Below are 23,845 nucleotides of genomic sequence, written 5' to 3' on the forward strand. Positions count from 1 at the left end.
CCTGACCCACCGCTGTTATTCAACCGGAGAAAAACACGCCAGTCCCCGCTTACGACTGGCGCGCCAGCTTCACCAACAAGGCACGAGTGCGTTCGAGCGACGCGTGACCGTCGTCGCCAACGGCGAAGGGGGCGGCGAGAAATTCGGTCACTCCGCTCGCAGCGAGCTGCCGCAATTGCTCACCGACCGCGCTCTCGTTGCCGACGATCGCCACATCGGCCGGGCCTTCGGCACCCTCGCGATCGAGCATCGCACGATACGACGGCAACCCGCCGTAGATCAGGAACAACCGGCCGGCGATCTCGCGCGCGGCGGCAATGTCTTCGGTCACGGCGATCGGCAGACCGGCGATCACGCGCGGCTTCGGTCGCCCAGCCTTCGCGGCCGCGTCGTTGATGCGCGGGATGGTGTGGTCACGCAATGTTTTCGGACCGGTCATCCACGTGATGGTGCCGTCGGCTTCAGCTCCCGCTAGGGCCAGCATCTTCGGCGCCAGCGCCGCAAGCAAAATCGGGCACGGCGTCGCGCCAGGGACGGTGACATTCGCATTGACGCGGTACTCGCTGCCGTTGAAGCTGACGGTGCCGGCCTGAATCAGCGGCTTCAAGACGGCAAGGTACTCCTTCATGTGCGAGTACGACTTGGCGTACGAGAAACCGAACATGAACTCGATCACGACTTGATGCGACAGGCCGATGCCGAGCGAGAAGCGCCCGCCGCAAGCAGCCTGCGTGGTGAGGGCCTGCTGCGCCATAGTGACCGGGTGGCGCGGGTAGGTGGGCACCACGCCGGTACCGAGCGCGATGCGCGAAGTTTCGCGGCCGATGATCGCCAGCGCGGTCATCGCGTCGATGCCAAAGATGTTCGCCATCCAGGCCGACGCGAAGCCATCCGCTTCCGCGCGCTTGGCCTGCGCGACCAGATCGTTGATATCCGCCGGCTTGCCGCCAATTTCCCCTACGCCGATTGCGATCTTCATGAGGTCCTCTCTCCCGCTGTGGTATGCCTCGGGCCTCATACTGCTTTGCCGCGCGGCACGCTACCAGCGCAGAACGCAACGGTTCCCCTTGCCACCATCCTTATTAGTCGCGACAAGGCGCTCTCGCTGCTTGACGAATTGAGGCTCGTTGTACTCTTCAAACTCGATCGCCGGCGCAATTTTTCTATTTTCAAACCGCATGGATGGCTGTATGCTTTTGCCCATGGAACGTTCGTGGGTTTCTGCGGTGTTCCCCAAACTCAACGAGCTTCCTCACCCACAGCTCAATGCCGACATCTGGAACCGCAAGGGGCCATTGCCGGCTCGCCTGGTGTCGGGTGGCCGCTTCGTTGATGAGCTGCAATCGATTGGCGGCTGGACGGCCGACGAAGAAACCCTGCTCGCCGATCTGGCGGCGAGTCTGTCGCCGCACATCGATCAGATTGCGCAAGTCTGGGCGGATCGCCTGCTCGGGATCGTCGGGCCGGCGTTGGGTGGCAGCCAGCCAGTGGCGGAATGGATGTCATCGGCCAATCGCTGTTTCCTCGATGATCTGTTGCGCAATCTACGCGCGCGCAACTTGGATGCGGTGTTCCAGGAGAACCTGGAACGCTACCTCGGTCTGTTGCAGGGGCAGTGCGGCTCGGACCTCAAACTGCGCTCGACGTTGTCGCAACTTTACAGCTCCCTGGAGATCAGCAGCGCCTTGATCACCGAGTGGGCATGCACCCTGTATGCGAACGACGCGCGACTACCGGCGCTGCTCGCCGCCTACACGCGCGTCGCGCTGCATCTCGGCCAGATACTCGGCAAGGCCGCCGACGCCTATCGGGCGCGCGAGCAGCGGGAGACGTCGCGCGTGAATTCCTCGCTCTTACAAGCATCGCGGGACCTGAAAACCCGGCCGGCTTCGGCCGCGCTCGCACTCGACGATCTCCGTCACATCATTGCGCAACGCCTGCGGTGTGACTCGACACTCGCCTTCGCGTGGGATGAATCCGAGCAAGCTTTCCTCAGTGTTACCAAACGCGAACGCGCATCCGCCAGCCTCGACGCAGTCCAGCCCCTGCGGGTTGACTCTACCAATTGCCCGATCATACAGGCGGTGCTCGGCGGCGATGTGGTCTCCGGCATGGCCGAGGACGGCCGACTGCCGCGCGCGCTGATCGAAGCGCACCGTGTCGCCACGTACGCCTTGGCGCCGATTACCAACGCCGACGGCCAGCGTGTAGGACTGTTCGCCGTGTTGCGGCGCGAACGCGAACCCTTCAGTGTCGCCGATCGCCAGATCCTCGAAGGCATCGCGCAGCACGGCGGGCTGGCGCTCGAGAACGCCTCGCTGGCGGAACAGCTGCACAGCGCGGCTCGACTCAAGACCGATTTCATCAATTCGATGTCCCACGAGATCCGCACTCCGCTCAACGTGCTCTTCGGCTACCTCGATATCCTTGAAGACCGCCACGGCGGCGACGGCGATGACGGCGAGCTGCTCGATCGCATGCGCCGCAACGCGGAGCAGTTGCTCACGCTCATCGACACGCTGCTCGATCTCGGGCGCCTCGAACAGGGGCGGATGAAGTTGTGTATCGAGACCTTCAGCGTCGAACAAGTCTTCACCGAAGTGCAGCGTCGATCGAGCGCGCCGCGCGGCCTGACGTTTCGCTGTTCGGCGGATCCCGGCTTACCGGCGCTCACCAGCGACCGATTCAAGCTCGCCGACATCCTCACGCACTTGGTGGCCAACGCGTTCAAGTTCACCGAGCGCGGACACGTGAGTGTTCACGCGAAGCGGGCCGGCGATGACAGCGTTGCACTGGAGGTCATCGACACGGGAGCGGGCATTGGCCCCGAGTCCCTCAGTGTCATCTTCGACTTGTTCCGCCGAGTTGGTCCGGTCGATCGCGGCGGCACAGGGGTGGGGCTCTACCTGGTCAAGCGGCTGACCCAACTGCTCGGCGGCTACGTGAGCGTCGAGAGCCGACTCGGTTGCGGTTCGACCTTCCGCGTTGAGATTCCCGACGCATTCGCGCCCGCAATTCGGGCCGCGTCGTAGACGACGCCGCACGCGCACGCCCACGTCAGCTTGACGCGTGGTCGGCTGGGTTGCTATCGCCCATGAGCCCGGGATTTCGCCGCGCATAATTTTCCCACGCTGGAGCTGACCAGGAGCTGAAATGGATTTGAGTTTCACCGCCGAAGAAGAGACGTTCCGCGCCAGGGTGCGGCAGTGGATCAAGGACAACGCCCCAAAGTCCGACGAGCGACGCGATCTCGAGGCGATGCGCACGTGGCAGAAGCGGTTGCACCACGGGGGCTACCTCGGCGCCGGCTGGCCGAAGGAGCACGGTGGGGCCGGCCTGTCGCCGATGGAGCAAGCGGTCCTCAACGAAGAGCTCGCGCGCGCCAACGCCCCGGGTCCGATCAACGCCATGGCGATCTGGTGGGTCGGTCCCGCCATCATCAAGTACGGGACCGAGGACCAGAAGAAGCGCTTCCTCGCGCCGATTCTTGCGGCGGAAGAGATCTGGGCCACCGGTTACTCCGAGCCGGGCTCCGGAAGCGACATGGCAGCGGCAAAGTGCAAGGCGGAGCGCGACGGCGACGACTACATCGTCAACGGCCAGAAGGTGTGGACGACGCTCGCGCATATCTCAGATTGGTACTTCATCCTGGTCCGCACATCGTCAGAGGGGCCGAAGTGGGCAGGGCTTACGATGTTGCTGATCGATCTCAAGTCGCCCGGCATCGAGGTGCGGCCGATTCGGCAGATCACCGGCGACAGCGAATTCAACGAGGTGTTCTTGCACGACGTGCGCGTGCCGGTGGCCAATCGGCTGGGTGCGGAGGGCCAGGGCTGGGAGGTCGTGAGTTCGGCACTGATTAACGAGCGCACGGGGATCGCCGGCTCGATTCGCGCGGATCAAACCCTCGAACGCATCGTCCACCTCGCACACAAGCGCGGGGTGTCGGCGGATCCGGTGTGGCGGCAGCGCGTGTCGGATCTTGCGATCAAGACGCAGATCACCAAGTCGTTCGGCTTGCGGGCGATGAGCGATCAGCTCCACGGACGGATCAACATTCACATGTCGGCGGCGATGAAGTTGTTCTCGACCGAGCTGTCGCAACGCTTCTCCGAAGCCGGCGTCGACATGCTGGGCGCGTACGGTGAACTCTGGGAGGGCAGCACCCGCACTCCCGACTCCGGGCGCTGGCACTATCAATTCCTCTACGACAGGTCGATGACCATCGCTGGCGGCACCAGCGAGGTTCAACGCAACATCGTCGCGCACCGCGTGCTGGGCTTGCCCCGCGGCACGTGAGGCGGCGACGCTGATATTGGGAGACGTGCGCCGGTAGGGTGGCCCGGCGCCGTAGGGATGTTGCGATTCCTTAGCGAACGCTCACTGGCTGGGTCGAGCTAGCGCTGTGCCCTTGTCCATCCACCAGGGTCGCTTTGTTCACGACCGTCGAGCCGCCCGCCGAAGCGGCGACGTCAACGATGACTTTGATCCGCTCAATGGCCGGTCCTTGGATCTCTCCTAGGCTCCAGGTGAGCATGCCGTTGAGCGCGCTCGTCGGCGCGGGGATTGCCGAGCGGTAGGTCAAGCCGGCCGGCAGATCGTTGCGCAGCACGATGTCCGATGCCACCGCATTGCCGAGTACGGTTGCGGTAAGCGTGTACGACAAGCGGGAGTCGGGTATCACATGACCGGGCCCATCGATACCGACACTCAAGTCACCGGCACCAGGTTTGGTACCGCCGCTTGAACTCGCAGCGGCGCCGACCTGAGTCTCGGTGGTTGCGCGCGCCACGTTACCGGTCGAATCACTCATGGTGGTGCTCGCCGACAAAACGGATCCCGCCACAGCCTGAGCCGACACCTGTGTCTTTACCTTCACCGGGCCGGCCGGCACCGGCAGGTTGATCCACGTGAGGACTCCCGCTTGTTGACTGGTGGCAGGAGGAATGATGCTCAGTACGTTCGAATCGGCCGGTAGAGAGAGGGTCATTTCGTTGTTGCCGATAGCGTCACGGTATTGGATCGAATACGTCACCAAGCGACCTGGGGCGGCCTTTGCCTGGCCGCGCAACTTGACGAACAAGCGGTCGCCACGATCAACGACGGACTGATTGTCGCAATACACCAGACTGCCAAGGCCATCGTTCACCGTGGCCGTGGCGTTGAGCTGCGCACCATCGGGAACCACTGGGGTGACGCGCGTCTTCACCTTCACCAGACCGGATGTGTTGTTCAGATTCGTCCAGGTGAAGAGACCGCCGATCACGCTAGTCGCGGGCGGCTGGACCTTCAACACCTCGAGGTCGCTAATCGGGATCGATAGTGTGATCGTGTTGAGCGCCGAACCCCTCTGGTAGCGCGCGACAAACGTGATCTCGCGCTCGGGCCTGGTGAGTTGTTGTGCGTTGAGGGCGCACGAGAGTTTGTGCGGGTCAACGACGCCGCCACGTACGCGCAGTGGATCATCGACTACGGAGGGGGTCGGAAACTCGTCGCTCCGCAGGCTAGCGGTGTTGATCAGCAGCGTGGTTGGCGCCACACTCGCGTCGATCTGTGCCGAGATGGTTGCGGTGTTTGCCGGACCCTTGACGAGGGTGGCGACCGCGAACGTCACCGTGTTGCTTAAGATCGAGATGGTGACTGCGCTTGAGTCGGCGGCCGCGGCAACCAGCACTAAGCCGTCGGGGAGTTTGTCGCTGACAACTACGTTGTGGAGAACCGTGTCGCACGGGTTCGACCAGAGCAGTGTGTAGGTAATCAGTCCGCCCGGATTGGCGATGCCTGCGTGCACTTTGCGGATCAGTGGCCGGCACTGCGCATCAACCGGTGTCGGGGTCGGCGTGGGCGTGCTGGTTCCCCCAGCGGTTCGGGTCGGAGTGAAGGTTGCCCCAGGCACGAACGAGGCTTCCGCATCGGTGTTGTTACCCAGATCAGAATCGAACTCATTGCCGCCAACCGACGCCGTCGTGGTAAGGGTGCCCGGCCCTGTTGTGGTGACGACCACTGTAATCGTAGTGGTTGCGCCGGTTGCTAGCCCGGCCAGGTCGCACGTGACGGTGCCGTTGGATTGAGCGCAGCTTCCCTGGTCAGGTGTGGCGGATACGAACGTTACCCCCGGGGGCAGCGCCTGCGTCATGATCACACCTGTGGCGGCGTCTGGACCGTTGTTGGTGACAACGATGGTGTAGACGAGGTCTTGTCCGGCCGGCACAGGATCCGGGCTGTCAGAAATATCCACCATCAAGTCGATGACCGGGGTCGGGGTATTGGTCGGTGTCTCCGTAGGCGTACTGGTCGGCGTCGCTGTCGGCGTGCTGGTGGCGGTCTGTGTGGGTGTGGATGTCGCGGTACTGGTCTGCGTCGCCGTGGGCGTTCGCGTCGGCGTACTGGTCGGCGTGGCAGTTGCTGTCGATGTCGGCGTACTGGTGGCAGTCTGCGTGGGCGTAGCCGTTGAGGTACTGGTCGGCGTCGCCGTGGGTGTCCGCGTCGGCGTGCTGGTCGGCGTCGCCGTCGGTGTCGACGTCGGTGTGTCGGTGGCAGTCTGCGTAGGCGTAGCCGTCGCGGTATCGGTTGGGGTCACCGTAGGGGTCTGAGTAGGCGTACTAGTTGGCGTCGATGTCGGTGTGGCCGTCGCGGTTTGTGTGGGTGTCGCTGTCGGCGTGGCCGTCGCCGTGTGAGTTGGCGTCGCGGTAGGTGTCGCCGTTGGCGTCTGGGTTGGCGTACTGGTCGGCGTCGATGTCGGTGTGCTGGTGGCGGTCTGCGTTGGCGTGGCCGTCGGGGTACTGGTCGGCGTCGCCGTAGGCGTTCGCGTGGGTGTACTGGTCGGTGTGGCCGTCGGTGTTGATGTCGGTGTGGTGGTGGTGGTCTGCGTAGGCGTGGCCGTCGGGGTATTGGTGGGTGTCTGCGTGGGCGTACTGGTTGGAGTCGCCGTGGGTGTCCGCGTCGGCGTACTGGTCGGCGTCGATGTGGGTGTGGCCGTCGCGGTTTGTGTGGGTGTCGCTGTCGGTGTGGCCGTCGAGGTGTGAGTTGGCGTCGCGGTAGGTGTCGCCGTTGGGGTCTGCGTTGGTGTTGCTGTCGGGGTACTGGTCGGTGTCGCCGTAGGTGTCCGGGTCGGCGTCGATGTTGGTGTGGCGGTGGGGGTGAGGGTAGGCGTCCGCGTCGGGGTGAAGGTTGCGGTCCGATCGACGGCGGTGATCGTCTCAATCACGGTGCCGTAGTCGGAGTTGTAGTGATAACTCGAGCCGGAGAAATCGACGATGCTGAGCGTAACGGTTGCGCTGCCGGACGAGAGTATCTCGACCGTGTACGTCGTGACGACGGTGCCGCCAAGCTTCCCGGTGCCGCCGCAGCTCCGGTAGCTGGCGCTCGTCGGATCGTTGTTCCATCCGCACGCGTCGCCGTAGACTTTGTCGCCCGTTGCTCCGGACGGAGCGGTGTACGTCACCGAAGCCGATAGAATCCGGAAAATGATGTTCGGGAAGTTAACGAAAGCCTGCAATTGCTCGTACCCATTCGTCGCGGTGCTGGCCGTGGCGATGTACTGTACCGTGTCTCCGACGGTTACGGTGGCGGGACCAGTGATGCTCACCGATGAGTTGCGATTCTGAGAGACGAACTTCTCCACGTACAACTCGCGCGGAGTGATCGTGCTAACCGTCCCGAGCCCGTCTGCCGTCGCGGTGATGTGGAACCGCCTGGTCGTGTTGTACGCCGCGCTGGTGCGGGTGATGACGACGTTGAAGTAGAAGTCCGTGCAGGCCCCGGCGGCAAGCGATGAGTGCGTGATGCTGGTCGCGCCGGAGAGATTGACGTTTGCATTGGCGGTGTCCCAGACGAAACCGCTGACTACGTTTGTTGCCGTGGCGTCGCCCGTGTTGCAGACGCGCCCCCCAACCGGATAGAAGTTCGGGCCGGCTGTAACATCGTTACTGTCGAGTCCGATTACGTTCCAAGTCAATGGCGCTGGGAGTGTCGGTGGACTGGCCGCTGGCGGCGGCATGGTACTGATCGTCAGCACCGCGCTGGCGGCGGCAATACGCGGGCTCAAGGAAACTGTTGCTACGGCAAGCACGGCGCCCAAGCACAGTGCGCGCACGATATGAGGGATTCTTCGCGAGACTGCGAAATCACGAGAACCCTCGGCGTGGCCCTGGAAGCATCCATCATCAAACAGTACTCGGGCCGCGGGACGCGGGCCCTCTGTCGAGCGGTATCTTCTTTGCGGAAAGCTATGCATGGTGCTAACGATTCAGGAGGCCTCGATCGAGAATGGTCAGCAAGCCACATGCCGTCGTTTGCGCAGACACTCCGCACGCAACATGGCCAGGCACTAGGCAATAGGCTGCCGCGGATCGACATTTGTTGTCGCCGGAACTTTCGTGGCTTGCGCGCGCGAAGCCCGTCGGAAGCACCGTTTTCGAATGGAACCCAGCGGGCGGTCACTCTGAATTCGCGCGTCATCTGATGATCCAATGTGATCCAAAATCTGCACGATGCGCGAGACAAGTTTTGTCTCGCCCGGTCGGCTCCGTGGAACAAGTCGTTTGCGGATGGGATGCGAGGCCTGTGCTTCTTGCCTTGCGAAACGTGGATTCGGATCACCTCACCCACTATGCGCTACTCATGATCCTGGCTGTCCTCGAACTTAGTCCGTCGCCGCTCGACGCTCACGACTTCATCGAATTCGCGACCAACTCCATCACATCGAGGGCGCGGACTTTTTCTTCCACGCCTTTCCCTTTGATGCCGTCGTCGACCATAGTCATGCAGTAGGGGCAGGCGACAGCGACCACATCGGGATTGGTCTCTAACGCTTGCTCGACGCGGCGAGTGTTGACGCGCTTGTCGGGGTCTTCCTCGAACCACATCTTGCCGCCACCCGCGCCGCAACACATGCCGGTGCGACGGTTGCGCGCCATCTCGCGCAGCTCAAGGCCGGGAATCGTCCCGAGGATGTCGCGCGGGGCTTCGAAGATGTCGTTGTAGCGGCCGAGGTAGCAGGAGTCGTGATAGGTGACCGCTTGCCTACCGTTGACGGTGAACTCGATCTTGCCGTCGGCGATCAGTTGCTTGACGAACTCAGTGGCGTGCACGACTTGGAAATTGCCGCCGAACTGCGGGTACTCGTTCTTCAACGTGTTGAAGCAATGTGGACAGTTAGTGAGGATCTTCTTCACCTGGTGGCCGTTGAGCGTCTCGACCGCCATCTGCGCCATGCTCTGGAATAGATACTCGTTGCCGATGCGGCGCGCGGTCTCACCGTTGCACGGTTCCTCGCCGCCGAGGATCGCGAAGTCGACACCCGCTTGCTTGAGGATCTTGCTGAGCGCGATGGTGGTCTTCTTGTTGCGATCGTCGAACGAGCCGGCGCAGCCGACATAGTAGAGGTATTCGGCATCGGGCTTGTCGGCGAGCAGCGGAATATCGAGGCCGTTGGCCCAATCGCCGCGCGTGCCGGCATCGATCCCCCACGGGTTGCTTTGCGTCTCCAGACCTTTGAACGTGCGGGCGAGTTCGGGTGGAAAGCGCGACTCTTCCTGCACCAGGTGCCGGCGCATATCGACGATCTTGTCGACGTACTCGATCAACACTGGACACGCCTCTTCGCAGGCGCGGCACGTCGTGCAGTCCCACAGTACTTGATCGTGAATGAGATTCTCGCCGACCACATTCACGCCGATGGTGAGCCCGCCATCGCCGTTGGCTTGCGCTTTGAGGACCTCGTCTTGATGCTCGTAGAGATAATCGCGCAGGTTGAGCATCAGTTGCCGCGGCGCCAGCTCCTTGCCGCTGTACGTGGCCGGGCACTGCGACGAACAGCGACCGCACTCCGTGCACGAGTACATGTCGAGGATCTGCTTCCAGGTGAATTGGTTGATGTACGAGGTGCCGAAGGTGGTGGCATTCTCGAGATCCTGTTTCGACAGCGCTCCGGTCGGTTCCAACTTCTTGAAGAACACGTTGAAAAACGAGGTGAGGACATGAAAGTGTTTGGCGAGCGGCAGCAAGTTGAGGAAGCTGAGAATGATCAGGTTGTGTCCCCACCAGCCGAGGTCGCTGGCGAATTTGGCGCCCGAGTTGCCGAGCGGCGCCAGCAGCACGGCGACGAGGCGACTGATCGGTTGCCAGAAGCGCTCCTTCTCCGTCATCGGCTGTCCGGCCAGGTAGACCAGCCGACCACCATCGTATAGGTAGCCGGTGATCATGATCAGGCCGATGAGGGAAAGGATCAGAAACGCTTCCCAGTGCGAGTGGCCGCGCAGTCGATTTTCCGACGGCGCGTATCCGTAGAGGCGGGCGGGATGAGAGATGGCCCAGCGATAGAGCGCCACGCCGATCCAGAACAGCACCACCAGCTGCATGAGATCTTTCAAAAGCATGTACGGGCCGCCCAGCAGTGCGGGCGACATCAGCGGCAGATAGAAATCGGCAACGAAGCCGCGGGCGAACATCTGGATGACTTGCACGCCGAGGATGGTGAAGCCCCAGAAGATGAAGAAGTGCATCCAGCCGGCGGGTTGCTCGCCGGTGACGAACTTCTTCTGACCGAAAACATACACCAGCACGGCTTGGATGCGTTCCGGAATACGGTCGAGCATCGCGGCCGGGGCGGCCTTGGTGAGCACCATCACGCGGCCATAAATGGTGCGGGCGAAGTAGCCCAGGAACGCCGCCAGCACGAGCGTAAACATCAGCGTATTCATCGCACCCTCCGGGAGCACCACCGTACCGGAAACTGGACGACTCCTAGGAGAATCGTTCCGCGTTTGCAAGGCGGTTCGGTGTGCTAATCGCGCGAGTATAGTGACTTATGCGTAGCCCCCATGGCTGCAATCGGATCGCTGGCGCCACGCTGCTCGTGGCGGCGCTTGCGCTCGGCGCCTGCACGCGCGGCCCGACCGTGGTCATTCTCGCGGCCGACAACGCGACAGTGCGCGTTGAAGTCGTCAGCACACCCAGCGCGCGCGCCCAGGGTCTGATGTACCGCCGCGAACTCACCGCCGACGCCGGCATGCTGTTCATCTTTCCGGCCGACGGCGTGCAGCACTTCTGGATGAAGAACACGCTCATGCCGCTCGACATGCTGTTCATCGATCGCGAGCGCCGGATCGTCGGCATCGTCGAGAACGCGCGGCCAATGTCGACCGAACCCGTCGGTCCGGATACGCCCGCGCGCTACGTGCTCGAAGTCAACGGCGGCTTCGCCGCACAGCACCACGTTAGTACCGGCGCGATGGTGGAGTTTATCGACATCCCAGAAGGCGCAAGTTGAACGCGGAGTGCAGATTGCGGATGGTAGCTGCTAGCCAATCCGCATCAGCCGAAAATCCACGCGCGCTTGCGCGCGGCGCCCGGAGGTTTCAGCTCCAAGCTGTCTGACTGTAGTGAGCGGTTGAACTCCTCCAGCGCGCGTTTCTGTTCTTCCTCGAACACCGCCAGCTCCTGTTGCCGCTTCGCTTGAAACGTCTCGAACGCATTCCGCCACTGGCTGTGAAAGTCGTGCAGCCGATGGTGAATGTGATTGTGCATCGTGCTGGTGATCACGTACGAACCGTTGCAGAAGGGGCAGTTGAACACCACGCCGGCGCGGAAGTGGCGGAACTCGACCGCGAACGCGCCGTGGCAATGGTGGCACTGGATCGGTACCTCCCATTCGCCAATCTCGGGCACGAACACGGAGGTCTCCGGGCTCGCGACCGGGGCCGCGGGAGCGGGCTTGGTGGCAGCGGCCGGTACGGGCGCAGAAGCCGGGGCGGGCGTGGGCTCACCGCCGTTGGTCGCACCTTCCTTCTTAAACCGCGACGGGAAGTCGGCACCGAACGTCTGCTCCGGGTGCAGCGCTTTGGCACGCTCAAGCAGGACCGCCTCGATCTCCGGAATCTTCGGATCGGGAATGCAGCAATCAACCGGACACACCGCCGCGCACGCTTCGTGATCGTGGAAGCCAACGCACTCGGTACACTTCTCGGGAACGATGTAGAAAATATCCGCGGCAATGCCGGGATGCTTCACGCCGTCAAGCTCCCACTCGACGCCACCCTGGTAGATCGCCGTGTTCGGACACTCGGGCTCGCACGCCCCACAGTTGATGCACTCGCTGGTGATAACGGTCGCCATGCTGCCTCCGGATCGGATCTCGAATCGCGCGGCAAGCTACCATCGGCCACTGGCAGCGGCAACCACTCTTGTGTTGTGATCGTCATTCGCGCTGGGCCGTCAGATTGACGATCAATCCGACTGACTTCAGCGGGCGAGCCAAGTGCAGCGCCAGCAAGCGGCCGAGCAATTGCGCCGCCTCGTTGGCCGCGGTGGGTGCGAGGAGCTGCGCGCGCGCTTGGGCGAGCGGCGTCTGCTTGAGGGCTTCCAGACGCGCGATCGTCTCGCCGCTGAGCGCTAGCCACGACGGATCGCGCGATGGACAGGCGTCGCAAATCAGGTTGCCATGCATTGGATCGAAGTACACACGGGATTGGTCGCCGAGTGGTCGTCGGCACTGGAAACATGTTTCGAAATGCGGCTCGTAGCCGGCCAAGTGCAGCAGATGCAGTTCGAAGGTCCGCAAGAACGCCGCCGTGGCCGCGCCACGCTCCAACTCGGCAAGCCCGGTATCGAGCAGGTCGTAGAGTTCGGGCACCGCGTGGGCCTCGGCGGTCAGTTGATCGGTCAGCTCGACGAGATAGCTGCCATAGGCCAGCTTCATCGGGTCGCTGAAGGCCGTCGGCGCCCCGAGCAGGTCGCAACTTTCCAAGAACATGAGAGCCCCGCGCGGCGGCGAACGAAAATAGACGCGCACGCGCGTCAACGGATCGAGGCAGTTGGCAAAGCGCCGGCGCGAGTTTTTCGCGCCCATCGCAATGCCGCTGAGCTTGCCAAACTCACGCGTGAGGAAGGTGACGATCTTGTCGCTCTCACGATACGCGCGCGCGCGCAGAATGATCGCCAGATCGGCCTGCGTTGGCCGCATGCACTGCACCTAAGCACCGGCCGGTTACCTTGACAAGGCGGGGGACCGTCATTAGCTTCCGCGCGCCGCATCGCCAGCCCAACCGGCTGCTCGCGACACGATCCCTAGGAGGCGCATGAGTTCGGACGATACCTCGAAGTCCCCCGCACCTACGGACCTCGACCCCGCCAATCCGGTTCAAACGGAAGCCACGGAAGTTGATCGCCTCGTAACGGCGTTGGCGGCGAAGGAGACCGAAGCCAAGGACAACTACGATCGCTTCCTGCGCGCGGTTGCCGACCTCGACAATTTCAAGAAGCGGACGCAACGGGAGCGCGCCGAAACACTCCGCTTTGCCCAAGAACCGCTGATTCGCGACCTCCTGCCGGTGGTCGACAACCTCGAACGCGCGGTCACTCACGCGCAAAGTGGCGGTAACGGTCAACCGCTGGTCGAAGGGGTTGGTCTCGTGTTGCGCAGCCTCCTCGACATACTCGAGAAGCACGGGGTCGCCCGCATCGACGCTCGCGGCGAGCGCTTCGATCCCAATCGCCACGAAGCCCTGGCGCGGGTCGAGCGTGCCGACGAGGAACCCAATCGCGTCGTGGATCAGTATCAACCAGGGTACTTGCTGCACGACCGGCTGCTGCGGCCGGCGCAGGTGACCGTATCGGCACGCCCCGACAAGCCCACAAACGCAGTTGCGGACGAGGAGAACGATGGTTAACTCCCGCACATCCAGCCGATTCACATCGGCCGGCCACGAAAGAGAGGCCTCACCATGTCGAAAGTAATCGGAATCGACCTCGGTACGACAAATTCATGCGTCGCCGTGATGGAAGGTGGCGACCCGGTCGTCATCGCCAACTCCGAAGGTGGCCGCACCACGCCGTCCGTGGTCGCCTTCACCGACGCCGGCGAGCGCCTGGTCGGCCAGATTGCTCGCCGCCAAGCGATTACGAACCCCGACAACACCATCTCCGCCGTCAAGCGGCTCATCGGTCGGCGGTTCGACGACCGCGATGTCCAGAAGGCAACCAAGATCTCGCCCTACAAGATCGTCAATGCCGACAGCGGCGGCGACGCGTGGGTCGACATCCGCGGCAAGAAGTACAGCCCCGCGGAAGTCTCCGCCTTCGTGCTCCAGAAGATGAAGCAAACCGCCGAGGACTATCTCGGCGAGAAGGTCACCGAGGCGGTCATCACCGTGCCGGCCTACTTCAACGACAGCCAACGGCAAGCCACCAAGGATGCCGGCCGCATCGCCGGCTTGAACGTCTTGCGTATCATCAACGAGCCGACTGCTGCCTCGCTCGCCTACGGGCTTGATAAGAAGAAGGACGAGAAGATCGCCGTCTTCGATCTCGGCGGCGGCACCTTCGACATTTCGATCCTCGAGCTGGGCGAAGGCGTGTTCGAGGTCAAGTCGACCAACGGCGACACGTTCCTCGGCGGTGAGGACTTCGATCAGCGCATCATCGATTACCTCGCCGACGAATTCAAAAAAGATCAGGGCATCGACCTGCGCAAAGATCGCATGGCGCTGCAACGCCTCAAGGAAGCCGCCGAGAAGGCCAAGTGCGAACTGTCGACCTCGATGGAAACCGACATCAACCTGCCGTTCGTCACCGCCGATCAGAGCGGGCCGAAGCACCTCAACATCAAGCTCACCCGCTCCAAGCTCGAAGCGTTGTGCGTCGATCTACTCGATAAGCTCGATGGACCATGCGTCACCGCGATGCGCGATGCTGGGCTCAGCGCCAGCCAGATCGACGAAGTCGTTCTCGTCGGCGGTATGACCCGCATGCCGGCGGTGCAGGCGCACGTCAAGAAACTTTTTGGCAAGGAGCCGCACCGCGGTGTCAATCCCGACGAAGTGGTCGCCATCGGCGCTGCAATTCAAGCCGGTGTGCTCAAGGGTGAGGTGAAGGACGTTCTGCTGCTCGACGTGACGCCGCTGTCGCTCGGCATCGAAACCCTCGGTGGTGTGTTCACCAAGCTGATCGAGAAGAACACCACCATCCCGACCAAGAAGAGCCAAGTGTTCTCCACTGCGGCCGACAATCAGAGCGCGGTGACCATCCGGGTGTTCCAAGGCGAGCGCGAGATGGCCGCCAATAACAAGCTGCTCGGCCAGTTCGACCTCGTCGGCATTCCCCCGGCACCGCGCGGGGTGCCACAGGTCGAGGTGAGTTTCGACATCGACGCCAACGGCATCGTTCACGTCAACGCCAAGGATCTCGGCACCAACAAGGAACAATCGATCCGCATCACCGCCTCGAGCGGACTCAACGAGAGCGAGATCAAACAAATGGTGCGCGATGCCGAGGAGCACGCCGCCGAGGATCACAAGCGGCGTGAGACCGCGGAGGCGCGCAATCAGCTCGACAGCCTCGTGTATGCGACCGAGAAGTCGCTCAAGGATCACGGCGGCGAAGTCGATGCGGCGACGAAGACCGCCATCGAGCAGGCGCTCGAACATGCCAAGAAGACGCTCGAAGGCCAGGAGGCCGACGCGATGAAGGCGGCAGCCGAGCAACTGAGCACGGCGTCGCACAAGCTCGCCGAGGCCATGTACGCCAAGGCAGCGCATAACCACGACGCCGGCGGCGACGGGGCGAGCGCTGGCGGCGCCACCGAGGCAGGCGGCCCGCAGCAACCGAGCGGCAAGAAGGACGACGTCGTCGACGCCGATTTCGAAGAGGTGAAGTAGCCGACCGACACATACAGAGTACAAAGCCCTCCCTCGACTGCGAGGGGGGGCTTTTGTATTCTGAGCGAACGAGTTGAACTGAGGACCAGTGGCCAACAAGCGCGACTACTACGAGGTGCTCGGCGTCAGCCGTAGCGCGACCGACGACGAGATGAAGAAGGCGTACCGCAAACTCGCGCTCAAACATCACCCCGACCGCAATCCGGGCGACAAGGCCGCCGAAGACCGCTTCAAGGAAGCGTCGGAAGCCTATCAGGTGCTCAGCGACGGCGAGCGCCGCGCGCAATACGATCGCTTCGGCCATGCCGCCTTCGAGCAAGGCATGGGGGCCGGCGGCTTCGACTTCAGCGCCGCCGGTTTCGAGGACATCTTCGGCGATTTGTTCGGCGACTTCTTCGGCAACAGCCGCGGGCGCGGCCGTTCGCGCTCACGCCGCGGCGAAGATCTGCGCTACAACTTGGAAATCGCGTTCGAGGAAGCCGTCTTCGGAGCCGAGAAAACCATCACCGTGCCGCGTCTGGTCGCCTGCGAAACCTGTCACGGGCAAGGCACCAAGGACGGCAGCGCCCGCACTAGCTGCCCCGCGTGTCGCGGCAGCGGGCAGGTGCGCTTTCAACAAGGCTTCTTCACCATCGCCAAGACCTGCGGGCAGTGCAACGGGCAAGGCTCGATCATCAAAGATCCCTGCCGCCGCTGCGGCGGCTCCGGCGTCGCGCGCACGACCCAAACGCTCAGCGTCAAAATTCCCCCCGGCGTCGACAACGGCTCGCGACTCAAGCTGCGCGGCGAAGGCGAGGCCGGTGGCAATGGCGGACCGGCGGGCGATCTCTACGTCGTGCTCACCGTCGGCGAGCACGCGCTGTTCACCCGCCACGAGAATGAAATCGTCTGCGAAGTGCCGATCAGTTTTGTGCAAGCCGCCCTCGGCGCCGAGATCGAGGCGCCCACCCTCGAAGGCAAGGTCAAGATGAAGCTGGCGCCGGGCACGCAATCGGGCAGCATCTTTCGTCTCAAAGGCAAGGGCGTGCCCGACGTGCGCGGCTACGGCCGCGGCGACGAACTCGTGCGCGTCAACATCGAGACCCCGCGCAAACTCAACGCCCGCCAGCGCGAGCTGCTCGAAGAGTTCGCCAAGCTCAGCGGCGAGGAAGTGCAGCCGATGACCAAGGGGTTCCTCGACAAGGTCAAGGAGATCTTCGACTAACCGTGCGGAGCAGCATGGGCGCAGCGCGAGACATGATCCGCCGCCAGCACGGACCGCCGACCCGCCCGCTTTTGCTGCTGTGCGCGCTGCTCTTCGTTGCGTGCGCCACCGAGCCCGCGCCGCCACCGGCGCCGCCTAGTGTGTTCTCCCGCGCGGAGAACGCGTTTCAACGCGCCGACTACGAGCGCGCCATCGAAGCGTACCGAGCCTTCCTGCAACACCCCACCGACGATGACTACCTGCCGCGCGCCTGGTACAAGATCGCGCTCAGCCAGTACCGACTGAAGGAGTATCGCGCGGCGCTCGCCACGCTGAACGAACTCGCCGCTCGCTTTCCGAAAGACAATTGGCCGCAAGTCTCAACCTTGCGTGGCGATGTTCACCTCGCGCTCGGCAACACCGTGAGCGCTTTGCAAGCCTGGGCGGAATCGTGGCGTCTCGCCAGCAATGCCGATCGGCCCGCGATCCGCGCTCGCTGCGATCGGGTGATCGACACGATGAGCGAAGAGGAGCGCGTACACGCCAAAGAAATCATCCGCGACGCTCCCATTCGAGCCTGGCTCGACCGCACGCCCGCAGCGCTCGCGGCGACGGCGCCTCCCCCCACGCCAAGCAGTGACGCCACCGCCGCTGCCGACAGCGGCCTCGGCTCGCAACACATCGCCGCGTTGTTGCCGCTCAGCGGTCCGTCGCGCGCTTTCGGCGAGCGGGCGCTGCAAGGAATCCAACTCGGACTCGGTATCGCGCGCGATCAGTTGGTCGTGCAGGACACCGGCGCCGACTCCGATACAGCTCGCACAGCGTTCACCGAAGTGGCCGGTCGCAGCGACGTCATCGCCGTTATCGGCCCGCTGCGCAGTGAAGCGGCTGCCGTGATTGCGCCGCTCGCCGAAGACGCGCACCTGCCGCTCCTGCTGCTCGCGCAACGCGAGGGACTCGCGGGCCGTTACGTGTTTCCGACGATGATGACCCGAAGCCAGCAGGCCGATGTGCTCGCGCGCGAAGCCCGTCGGCAGAAGTGGTTGCACGTGGGTGTCCTCGCGCCGGATGACGGCTACGGCCACGCGTTCACCGACAAGTTCCGCAACGCGTTTGAGCGCGCTGGCGGGCGTGTGACCTGGGCCGACACGTACGACCCGAAGCGCCGCGAGATCTCGGCGCAGCTAGTGCGCGCGCGCGAGCGCCACGAGCAGAACGCCCTCGACGCCGTCTTCGTGCCCGACACCGCCGAGGCGGCAGTGATCGTCGGCGCAACTCTGCGCGAGGCGTTGCCGGGTGTTGGTCTGATGGGAGCGAACGACTGGAACGATCCCGCCGCGTTGAGCCACGTCGGTGCGGCGCTCGACGGCGCGATCTTCGTGACCGGTTTTTTTGCCGACAGCGCGCGGCCGGCCACGCACAACTTCGTCGACGCGTTCCACCAAGCCTATGGCAGCGCGCCCGACGTGCTAGCGGCGCTCGCGTACGACGCCGGCGCCGTGGTGCGTGAGATGCTGCGTGAGGTTGTGCAACAAGCCGCAGCAACGCGCGACGCCGTCGCCGACGCTTTGCACCACAGTCGCCGCGTTATCGGCGCGACCGGCGATATCGAACTCACCGACGATGGCATCAAGCGCGATCTGTTCGTGGTGCGCATCGCCGGCGGCAAGCTGCAAGAGGTCGCTCCCTGATGGCCCGCACGCAGACGCTGGCCACACTCGGCGAGTTCGGTTTTCTCGATCGGTTGCTACCGACGCTTGGGCGCAACCGTGAGGTGCTGGTCGGCGCCGGCGACGACTGCGCGGTCGTCCGCTGCGGCAATCGCCGCCTGCTCATCACTACCGATGCGTTGGTGGAAGGCGTTCACTTCAAGTCCGAATGGCTCAGCCTGCGGCAACTCGGGCGGCGCAGCTTGCTGGTGAACCTCAGCGACATCGCCGCGATGGGCGGACGACCGACGTTCTGCGTCATCAGCGTCGGCGTGCCGGCGAGCTATCCCGCCGCTAACCTGTTCGCCGTTCACGATGGCATCAAGTCGGCCGCACGGGCGACTAGCGTGGCGATCGTCGGCGGCAACATCACGCGAGCGAAGGAACTGTTCATCTCGATCACGTTGCTCGGCGAGTGCGGCCCAAATTATCTCACCCGCAGTGGGGCGCGCGATGGCGACGAGCTCTGGGTCACCGGAACCGTCGGCGATGCCGCGCTCGGAGTGCGGCAGCTCGAACGCGGCGTGCGGCGCGGCCCCGCCGTGCAACGCTATCGTGAGCCGCAGCCGCGGCTCGCCGCCGGGCGACTACTCGCCGAACACAAGGTCGCCACCGCCCTGATCGACATCAGCGATGGCCTGCTGCAGGACCTCGGGCATCTCGCCGCAGCCAGTGGCGTCGGCGCGGTCATCGAAGTCGACGCATTGCCGTACTCGCCGGCGCTGCGCCGACTGCCGGCCGCCGATGCGCTCGCGCTTGCGCTGCGCGGAGGCGACGATTACGAGTTGCTGTGTGCGGTCCCCCATCGTCGTGTGCCGGCACTGCAACGCATCGCCAAACGCTTGGGGTGCCGCATCACCCGCATCGGCCGTTGCGTACCCAAACGCGCTGGGATTCAACTGATCGGCGCCGGCCGCGAAGTTCGCGTTGCGGCTGGCGGTGGATGGGATCATTTCGTGAATCGTGAGTCGTGACTCGGGCGGAAGAGAAATATTGCGATGCACCCTGATCGTCTTCGTGAATTGCTCGAACTGGTGCGCAGCGGCGGGGTCACGCCGGAGCAGGCCATGGAGCGGCTCAAGGCGATGCCGTTCGAGGACCTCGGCTTCGCCAAGGTCGATCATCATCGCGCGCTGCGCAAGGGACTTCCCGAAGTGATCTTCGGCGCCGGCAAAACCGCGGCACAGATCATCGAGATTGCCCAGCGGCTCAGCGACGGCGCACAAAACGTGCTGATCACGCGGCTCGAACCGACGATGGCAGCCGACGTGTGCGCGGCGTTGCCGGCCGCGCGCTACAACCCGCATGCGCGCATCGCGTCACTGGTCCACCGTCCGATCGAAGTGCGCGGACGCGGCACCATCCTCATTGTATGTGCCGGCACGTCGGACTTGCCGGTGGCGGAAGAAGCGGCGCAGACGGCGGAGCTGCTCGGCAACCGCGTCGAGCGACTGCACGACGTCGGCGTCGCCGGCATTCATCGCTTGCTGGCGCATCACGAGTTGCTGCAACAAGCCGGTGTCGTCATCGTCGTCGCTGGTATGGAGGGGGCGCTGCCCAGCGTCGTCGGCGGCCTCGTCGCTGTGCCGGTGATCGCGGTGCCGACCAGCGTCGGCTACGGCGCCAGCTTCGGCGGCCTGGCCGCGCTGCTCGCCATGCTCAACTCCTGCTCCGCTGGCATCACGGTGGTGAACATCGACAACGGCTTCGGTGCCGCGGTCGCCGCGAGTTTGATCAACCGCGCTACGGTCGACAGCGGCGAGTGAGCGGCTCTTAAGTCCAAGGTTCCTTCTTTTGGTAGGGACAGGCCTCCGTGCCTGTCCAGCGGACCGAGAGGTCCGCCACGATGTCACGCGTCGGTCTTCGGTTTGTTTGCCGATTCGCGTTCGTCCACGGCGAGTTCGAAGCGAGTCAGCAACTCCACGTACCCCGCCGGCAGCCCGTGCTCCTTCGCACCCTCTAGAATCAGCCCCATATAGCGCGGCGACGGCTTGCGGCCCGGTTGCGTCAGCGATGACTGATAGGCGAACGCTTCGATCACGTCGCCGCTCTCTGCGAGTACCGGAACCGTGATGCGCTGGTACAGACCGCGGTGGACGCCCTCGGTGCGATCGAGCCGATCACACTCGGCCGCCGCGAGCAGATACAGCGCGCCACAGGTGCGCGCGCCCATCTCGACTTCGATATTCGCCACGCCCCGCTCGCCCGGACCGACGGGGATGTTGAAACACAAGCGATAGCCGTCCAGCCAACCCCAGCGCACCGCCAACGGCTGCATCTTCCGCTGCTCGACGAAAATCGAGCGGTGCAAGTTGCTGCCGTATGCAAAGTACCAGTGGGTCGCTGTCGCCATGGTGGGTTGCCGCTGCATGAACTGCTTGTGACATCAGCGCAGCCGACATAATAGAGGGGTCGTCCAACGTCGCTTGAAGTGACCGGGAGGCAATCGATGGATCCACTGAAAGCGTTTCGACGGTTCGTGTTTTTCGCTGGCGTGTACGATGCCCTGCTCGGCGTCGCGATCTTCACCGGCTGGTCGACGGTGCAACGCATCGTGCTCTCCGCAGACACGCTGGCGCGCCTCACCACGACCGACACGGGGTTTCTCTATTTCCTCGTGTGCTTCATGGCGTCGGAGTTGGTCGTCATCGGTATCTGGTTGATGCTGGCCGCCCGCTCGCTGGCGAGCGCGCCGCGGATGGCGCTGGCGCTGGTCGCCGGCAACGCGGTTGGGCGCGCGTTTCTGATCGTGCCCATGGTCGTCACCGGCATCGGCTGGTTCGTGTTCGGCGGCATCCTCGCTGATTTCGCCATCGTCGCGGGCTATGTCGTGTTCGCCTTCCGCGCGCGCAGCGAATTGGCCCGCTTGCTGGCGGCGTGATCACCCACAAGCTCAATCCAGGAGGAACATGATGACGCAGGGACCCGTTTCCAAAGCCGTCCTGATCACCGGCTGTTCAACCGGGATTGGCCGCGCGACCGCGGAGCATCTCGCTGGCAACGGCTGGACCGTTTTCGCCAGCGCGCGCAAGCTCGACGCGATCGCCGACCTCGCCGCGAAAGGGTGCAAGCTGCTCGCGCTCGATGTCTGCGACGAGACGTCGATGCGCAGCGCCGTCGACACGATCGAGAAAGCCGAAGGCGCCGTCGGTGTGCTGATCAACAACGCCGGCTACGGGCAAGAAGGTCCGGTTGAGGAAGTCACGATGGGCGAAGTGCGGCGGCAGTTCGAAACCAACGTGTTCGGGCTTACGCGTCTCACGCAACTGGTGCTGCCCGGCATGCGCCGCCAAGGGTGGGGCAAGATCGTCAACCTCAGCTCGATCGGCGGCAAGCTGACGTTTCCCGGCGGCGGCTTCTATCACGCGACCAAGCACGCGGTAGAAGCGCTCAGCGACGCGCTGCGCTTCGAAGTGAAGCCGTTCGGTATCGATGTCGTCGTGATCGAGCCGGGTCCGATCAAGACGCGTTTCGGCGACACCGCGATCCACAGCATCGGCGCCGCCACGGAGAGCCAGTCGCCGTACGCGGCGTTCAACAAACTCGTCGCGCAACGCATCAACGAAGCCTACGAAGGGCCGATGGCGATGATGGCGGCGGGTCCCGAAGCCGTCGCGAAGGTGATCGCTAAGGCTATAACCGCCAGCCGGCCGAAGACGCGCTATCCGGTGACGTTCGCCGCGCACTTCATCCTGGCTCTGCGCCGCTGGCTACCCGACCGCGCCTTCGACGCGTTCCTGTCGACCCAGTTCACGCCGCGATAGGTCGCGCTGACTACCATTTGCCGTGGGGGAAGTCGGTAGTTCCGGAGAAGCGAGGAAGGCACAGAAGCGATTCTCGATGACACCAACGCGGACTGCAGAGACGCAAGAAGCGGGGTTCGAGTCCATCCGGAATGTGATGATGAAGGAGGCCCGTCTTCGGGCCGCCGATCTTTCGGCCGTCCCGATCACACCGGGGTTATATGTCATCTGGTTTCATGGCTCCGAGGAAGTGTGCCTGAAAGTTGGAATCGCGGGACCGCGTCGCCGAGATGGCTTACGCGGTCGACTCAAGCTGCACTTCGCGAGCAATCCCAGCAACAGCGTCCTGGCGAGGCACATGATCGCCGATGCGACACCGGCATGGGCAGCGCGCTACGACTTTCGCGTTCGAGCCGACCGCAGGGTGTTCCTCAACACGAGGTGCTCCTTTGCAGCGCTCGAACTCACTGGCACGACTGAGTTGTCGCTTCGAGCATTGGAACGTCGCTTCGAGGCCGCATTCCGGCCACGCTACATCGGTCGAGTCGGCGAGCCATACGACTCGTGAGTTACAACGATCCGCAAAGGACACGGGCATGTGGATCCAGGAGTTCCTCACACTTTTTCCCAACGCGACCGAGCAAGTCACTGGGAAACGACAGGACCTCGGTGGTATCGAACGCCAACTGGTGCGCGCCCGGAACACGCTTGAGGTAACGAGCGCTGACTTACGCGTGGTCGAGGAAAGCAACGATTGGGCGTATGCCAAGTGGTGGCCGCCCCTCAGTAGCGGGCTGCAGGGCAGCTTCAAGCTTCCGGAAAACTTGGGGCAGCGTCGAAGTCGAAGAGAGGCGGTGCAGGTACTCTACGAGAAGGTCCGAGACATCGAAGTTGCCTCGGTGATTCTTCGCTTTGTCTGCCCGCGGTATTTTGGAATCATTTCACCCCCTGTCATGCACCTTCTCAACTTAACCCCCAAGGAGAGCATCGAAACCTACTTGACGTACACGGAGATTCTTCAAACGCTGGCTGATCACTATCGCATGGAGCGGGTCGCGGATATCGACATGGCGTTGTGGACAGCCGCGCAACTGTACATCTCTCCGCTCTACGCGGAACTCACGAAGCAAATGAACGGCGATGCATTCTTCCAAGAGACCCGCCTGCGCAACCTTGTGGCCAATCTTCGGCTCGAATCGGGCGTATCCGACCGGTTGCTGTTCGCAAAGGTCTTACTCGACCACGAACATGTCATCGCTGGGGTAATCGCAGCGCGCGCCTTCGAAGATCTGTGTCGGAAGATCGCAATACGCCTAACCATCCCGGATTCGAAATTTGGATACGATCTCGTCCGAAAGATCGAATCGCCTCGAAACCTGCGTGCGCTCGGAATCACGCGCGGTGATGTCTCGGAGCCATTTCGACTGAGAAACGACGCGGTCCACGGGGACATCTCGCATCGTGAAGCCCGTCAGCTCGTGGAGCTGGTCGAACGACTGCACGTCGCAGTCTCGCACTGAACGACGCTGTGGGTTGATCCGTCCACCCGTTCGC

General features: G+C 63.5%; 18 protein-coding genes. 12 read left to right on the plus strand and 6 right to left on the minus strand.

Annotated elements, in window-relative coordinates; all coding sequences use genetic code 11:
* Window positions 1-49 precede the first annotated feature (49 nt).
* The gene (locus HYR72_21515; protein MBI1817563.1) at window positions 50-979 is read right to left on the minus strand and encodes an LLM class F420-dependent oxidoreductase; all 930 of its coding nucleotides are present in this window, start codon (window positions 977-979) and stop codon (window positions 50-52) included.
* Window positions 980-1,202: 223 nt separating this feature from the next.
* On the opposite strand from HYR72_21515, the gene HYR72_21520 reads away from it, so the two are divergent.
* Together HYR72_21520 and HYR72_21525 are read left to right on the plus strand one after the other, a co-directional pair.
* Complete coding sequence (locus HYR72_21520; GenBank protein MBI1817564.1) at window positions 1,203-3,032, plus strand: GAF domain-containing sensor histidine kinase; 1,830 nt, start codon at window positions 1,203-1,205, stop codon at window positions 3,030-3,032.
* A gap of 121 nt (window positions 3,033-3,153) precedes the next feature.
* A complete protein-coding gene (locus HYR72_21525) occupies window positions 3,154-4,299 on the plus strand; it encodes an acyl-CoA dehydrogenase family protein (GenBank protein ID MBI1817565.1) in 1,146 nt (381 codons plus the stop codon).
* Window positions 4,300-4,369: 70 nt separating this feature from the next.
* Here HYR72_21525 and HYR72_21530 read toward each other — a convergent pair whose 3' ends face one another.
* Both HYR72_21530 and HYR72_21535 read right to left on the minus strand, forming a co-directional pair.
* The gene (locus tag HYR72_21530) at window positions 4,370-8,047 is read right to left on the minus strand and encodes a DUF11 domain-containing protein (GenBank protein MBI1817566.1); all 3,678 of its coding nucleotides are present in this window, start codon (window positions 8,045-8,047) and stop codon (window positions 4,370-4,372) included.
* A gap of 619 nt (window positions 8,048-8,666) precedes the next feature.
* Complete coding sequence (locus HYR72_21535; protein MBI1817567.1) at window positions 8,667-10,703, minus strand: (Fe-S)-binding protein; 2,037 nt, start codon at window positions 10,701-10,703, stop codon at window positions 8,667-8,669.
* Window positions 10,704-10,837: 134 nt separating this feature from the next.
* Here HYR72_21535 and HYR72_21540 point away from each other — a divergent pair, with 134 nt between their 5' ends.
* Window positions 10,838-11,272 (plus strand): DUF192 domain-containing protein, encoded by a 435-nt coding sequence (locus tag HYR72_21540; protein MBI1817568.1) that lies wholly within the window; start codon window positions 10,838-10,840, stop codon window positions 11,270-11,272.
* A 44-nt stretch (window positions 11,273-11,316) separates the two neighbouring features.
* Here the strand turns inward: HYR72_21540 and HYR72_21545 are convergent, their stop codons facing one another.
* Window positions 11,317-12,117 (minus strand): 4Fe-4S dicluster domain-containing protein, encoded by an 801-nt coding sequence (locus tag HYR72_21545; protein MBI1817569.1) that lies wholly within the window; start codon window positions 12,115-12,117, stop codon window positions 11,317-11,319.
* 82 nt (window positions 12,118-12,199) lie between these two features.
* Window positions 12,200-12,964, minus strand: coding sequence for a DNA repair protein RecO (gene recO, locus HYR72_21550; GenBank protein ID MBI1817570.1), 765 nt, complete (start codon window positions 12,962-12,964; stop codon window positions 12,200-12,202).
* A 115-nt stretch (window positions 12,965-13,079) separates the two neighbouring features.
* Between recO and grpE the strand changes: the two genes are divergently transcribed.
* The 6 genes from grpE (at window position 13,080) to larB (ending at window position 20,314) form a co-directional block, all read left to right on the plus strand.
* Window positions 13,080-13,670, plus strand: a complete 591-nt coding sequence (gene grpE / locus HYR72_21555) for a nucleotide exchange factor GrpE (GenBank protein MBI1817571.1) — start codon at window positions 13,080-13,082, stop codon at window positions 13,668-13,670.
* 54 nt (window positions 13,671-13,724) lie between these two features.
* Window positions 13,725-15,656 carry a molecular chaperone DnaK gene (dnaK, locus tag HYR72_21560; GenBank protein MBI1817572.1) on the plus strand — a complete coding sequence of 644 codons (1,932 nt, stop codon included), beginning with the start codon at window positions 13,725-13,727 and terminating at the stop codon, window positions 15,654-15,656.
* 88 nt (window positions 15,657-15,744) lie between these two features.
* Entirely contained in the window at window positions 15,745-16,860 is a 1,116-nt protein-coding gene (gene dnaJ / locus HYR72_21565; GenBank protein ID MBI1817573.1) for a molecular chaperone DnaJ, read from the plus strand.
* 14 nt (window positions 16,861-16,874) lie between these two features.
* A complete protein-coding gene (locus tag HYR72_21570; protein ID MBI1817574.1) occupies window positions 16,875-18,530 on the plus strand; it encodes a tetratricopeptide repeat protein in 1,656 nt (551 codons plus the stop codon).
* Window positions 18,530-19,522 carry a thiamine-phosphate kinase gene (thiL, locus tag HYR72_21575; protein MBI1817575.1) on the plus strand — a complete coding sequence of 331 codons (993 nt, stop codon included), beginning with the start codon at window positions 18,530-18,532 and terminating at the stop codon, window positions 19,520-19,522. Before HYR72_21570 ends, thiL begins: the two co-directional genes overlap by 1 nt.
* Window positions 19,523-19,546: 24 nt before the next feature.
* On the plus strand, window positions 19,547-20,314 hold the full coding sequence (gene larB / locus HYR72_21580) for a nickel pincer cofactor biosynthesis protein LarB (GenBank protein ID MBI1817576.1): 768 nt from the start codon (window positions 19,547-19,549) through the stop codon (window positions 20,312-20,314).
* A gap of 83 nt (window positions 20,315-20,397) precedes the next feature.
* On the opposite strand, the gene HYR72_21585 is transcribed toward larB, so the two are convergent.
* Window positions 20,398-20,901 carry a gamma-glutamylcyclotransferase gene (locus HYR72_21585; protein MBI1817577.1) on the minus strand — a complete coding sequence of 168 codons (504 nt, stop codon included), beginning with the start codon at window positions 20,899-20,901 and terminating at the stop codon, window positions 20,398-20,400.
* Between the two features lie 96 nt (window positions 20,902-20,997).
* Here HYR72_21585 and HYR72_21590 point away from each other — a divergent pair, with 96 nt between their 5' ends.
* The 3 genes from HYR72_21590 to HYR72_21600 all read left to right on the plus strand — a co-directional run bounded on the left by HYR72_21590 (window position 20,998) and on the right by HYR72_21600 (window position 23,811).
* Window positions 20,998-21,429: a hypothetical protein gene (locus HYR72_21590; protein ID MBI1817578.1), complete on the plus strand. Its 432-nt coding sequence runs from the start codon at window positions 20,998-21,000 to the stop codon at window positions 21,427-21,429.
* Between the two features lie 31 nt (window positions 21,430-21,460).
* On the plus strand, window positions 21,461-22,312 hold the full coding sequence (locus tag HYR72_21595; protein MBI1817579.1) for an SDR family NAD(P)-dependent oxidoreductase: 852 nt from the start codon (window positions 21,461-21,463) through the stop codon (window positions 22,310-22,312).
* A 575-nt stretch (window positions 22,313-22,887) separates the two neighbouring features.
* The gene (locus HYR72_21600; GenBank protein MBI1817580.1) at window positions 22,888-23,811 is read left to right on the plus strand and encodes a hypothetical protein; all 924 of its coding nucleotides are present in this window, start codon (window positions 22,888-22,890) and stop codon (window positions 23,809-23,811) included.
* The last annotated feature ends 34 nt before the right edge of the window (window positions 23,812-23,845 follow it).

This window comes from Deltaproteobacteria bacterium, assembly GCA_016178705.1.
In the GTDB taxonomy this organism is placed as follows: domain Bacteria; phylum Desulfobacterota; class Binatia; order HRBIN30; family JACQVA1; genus JACOST01.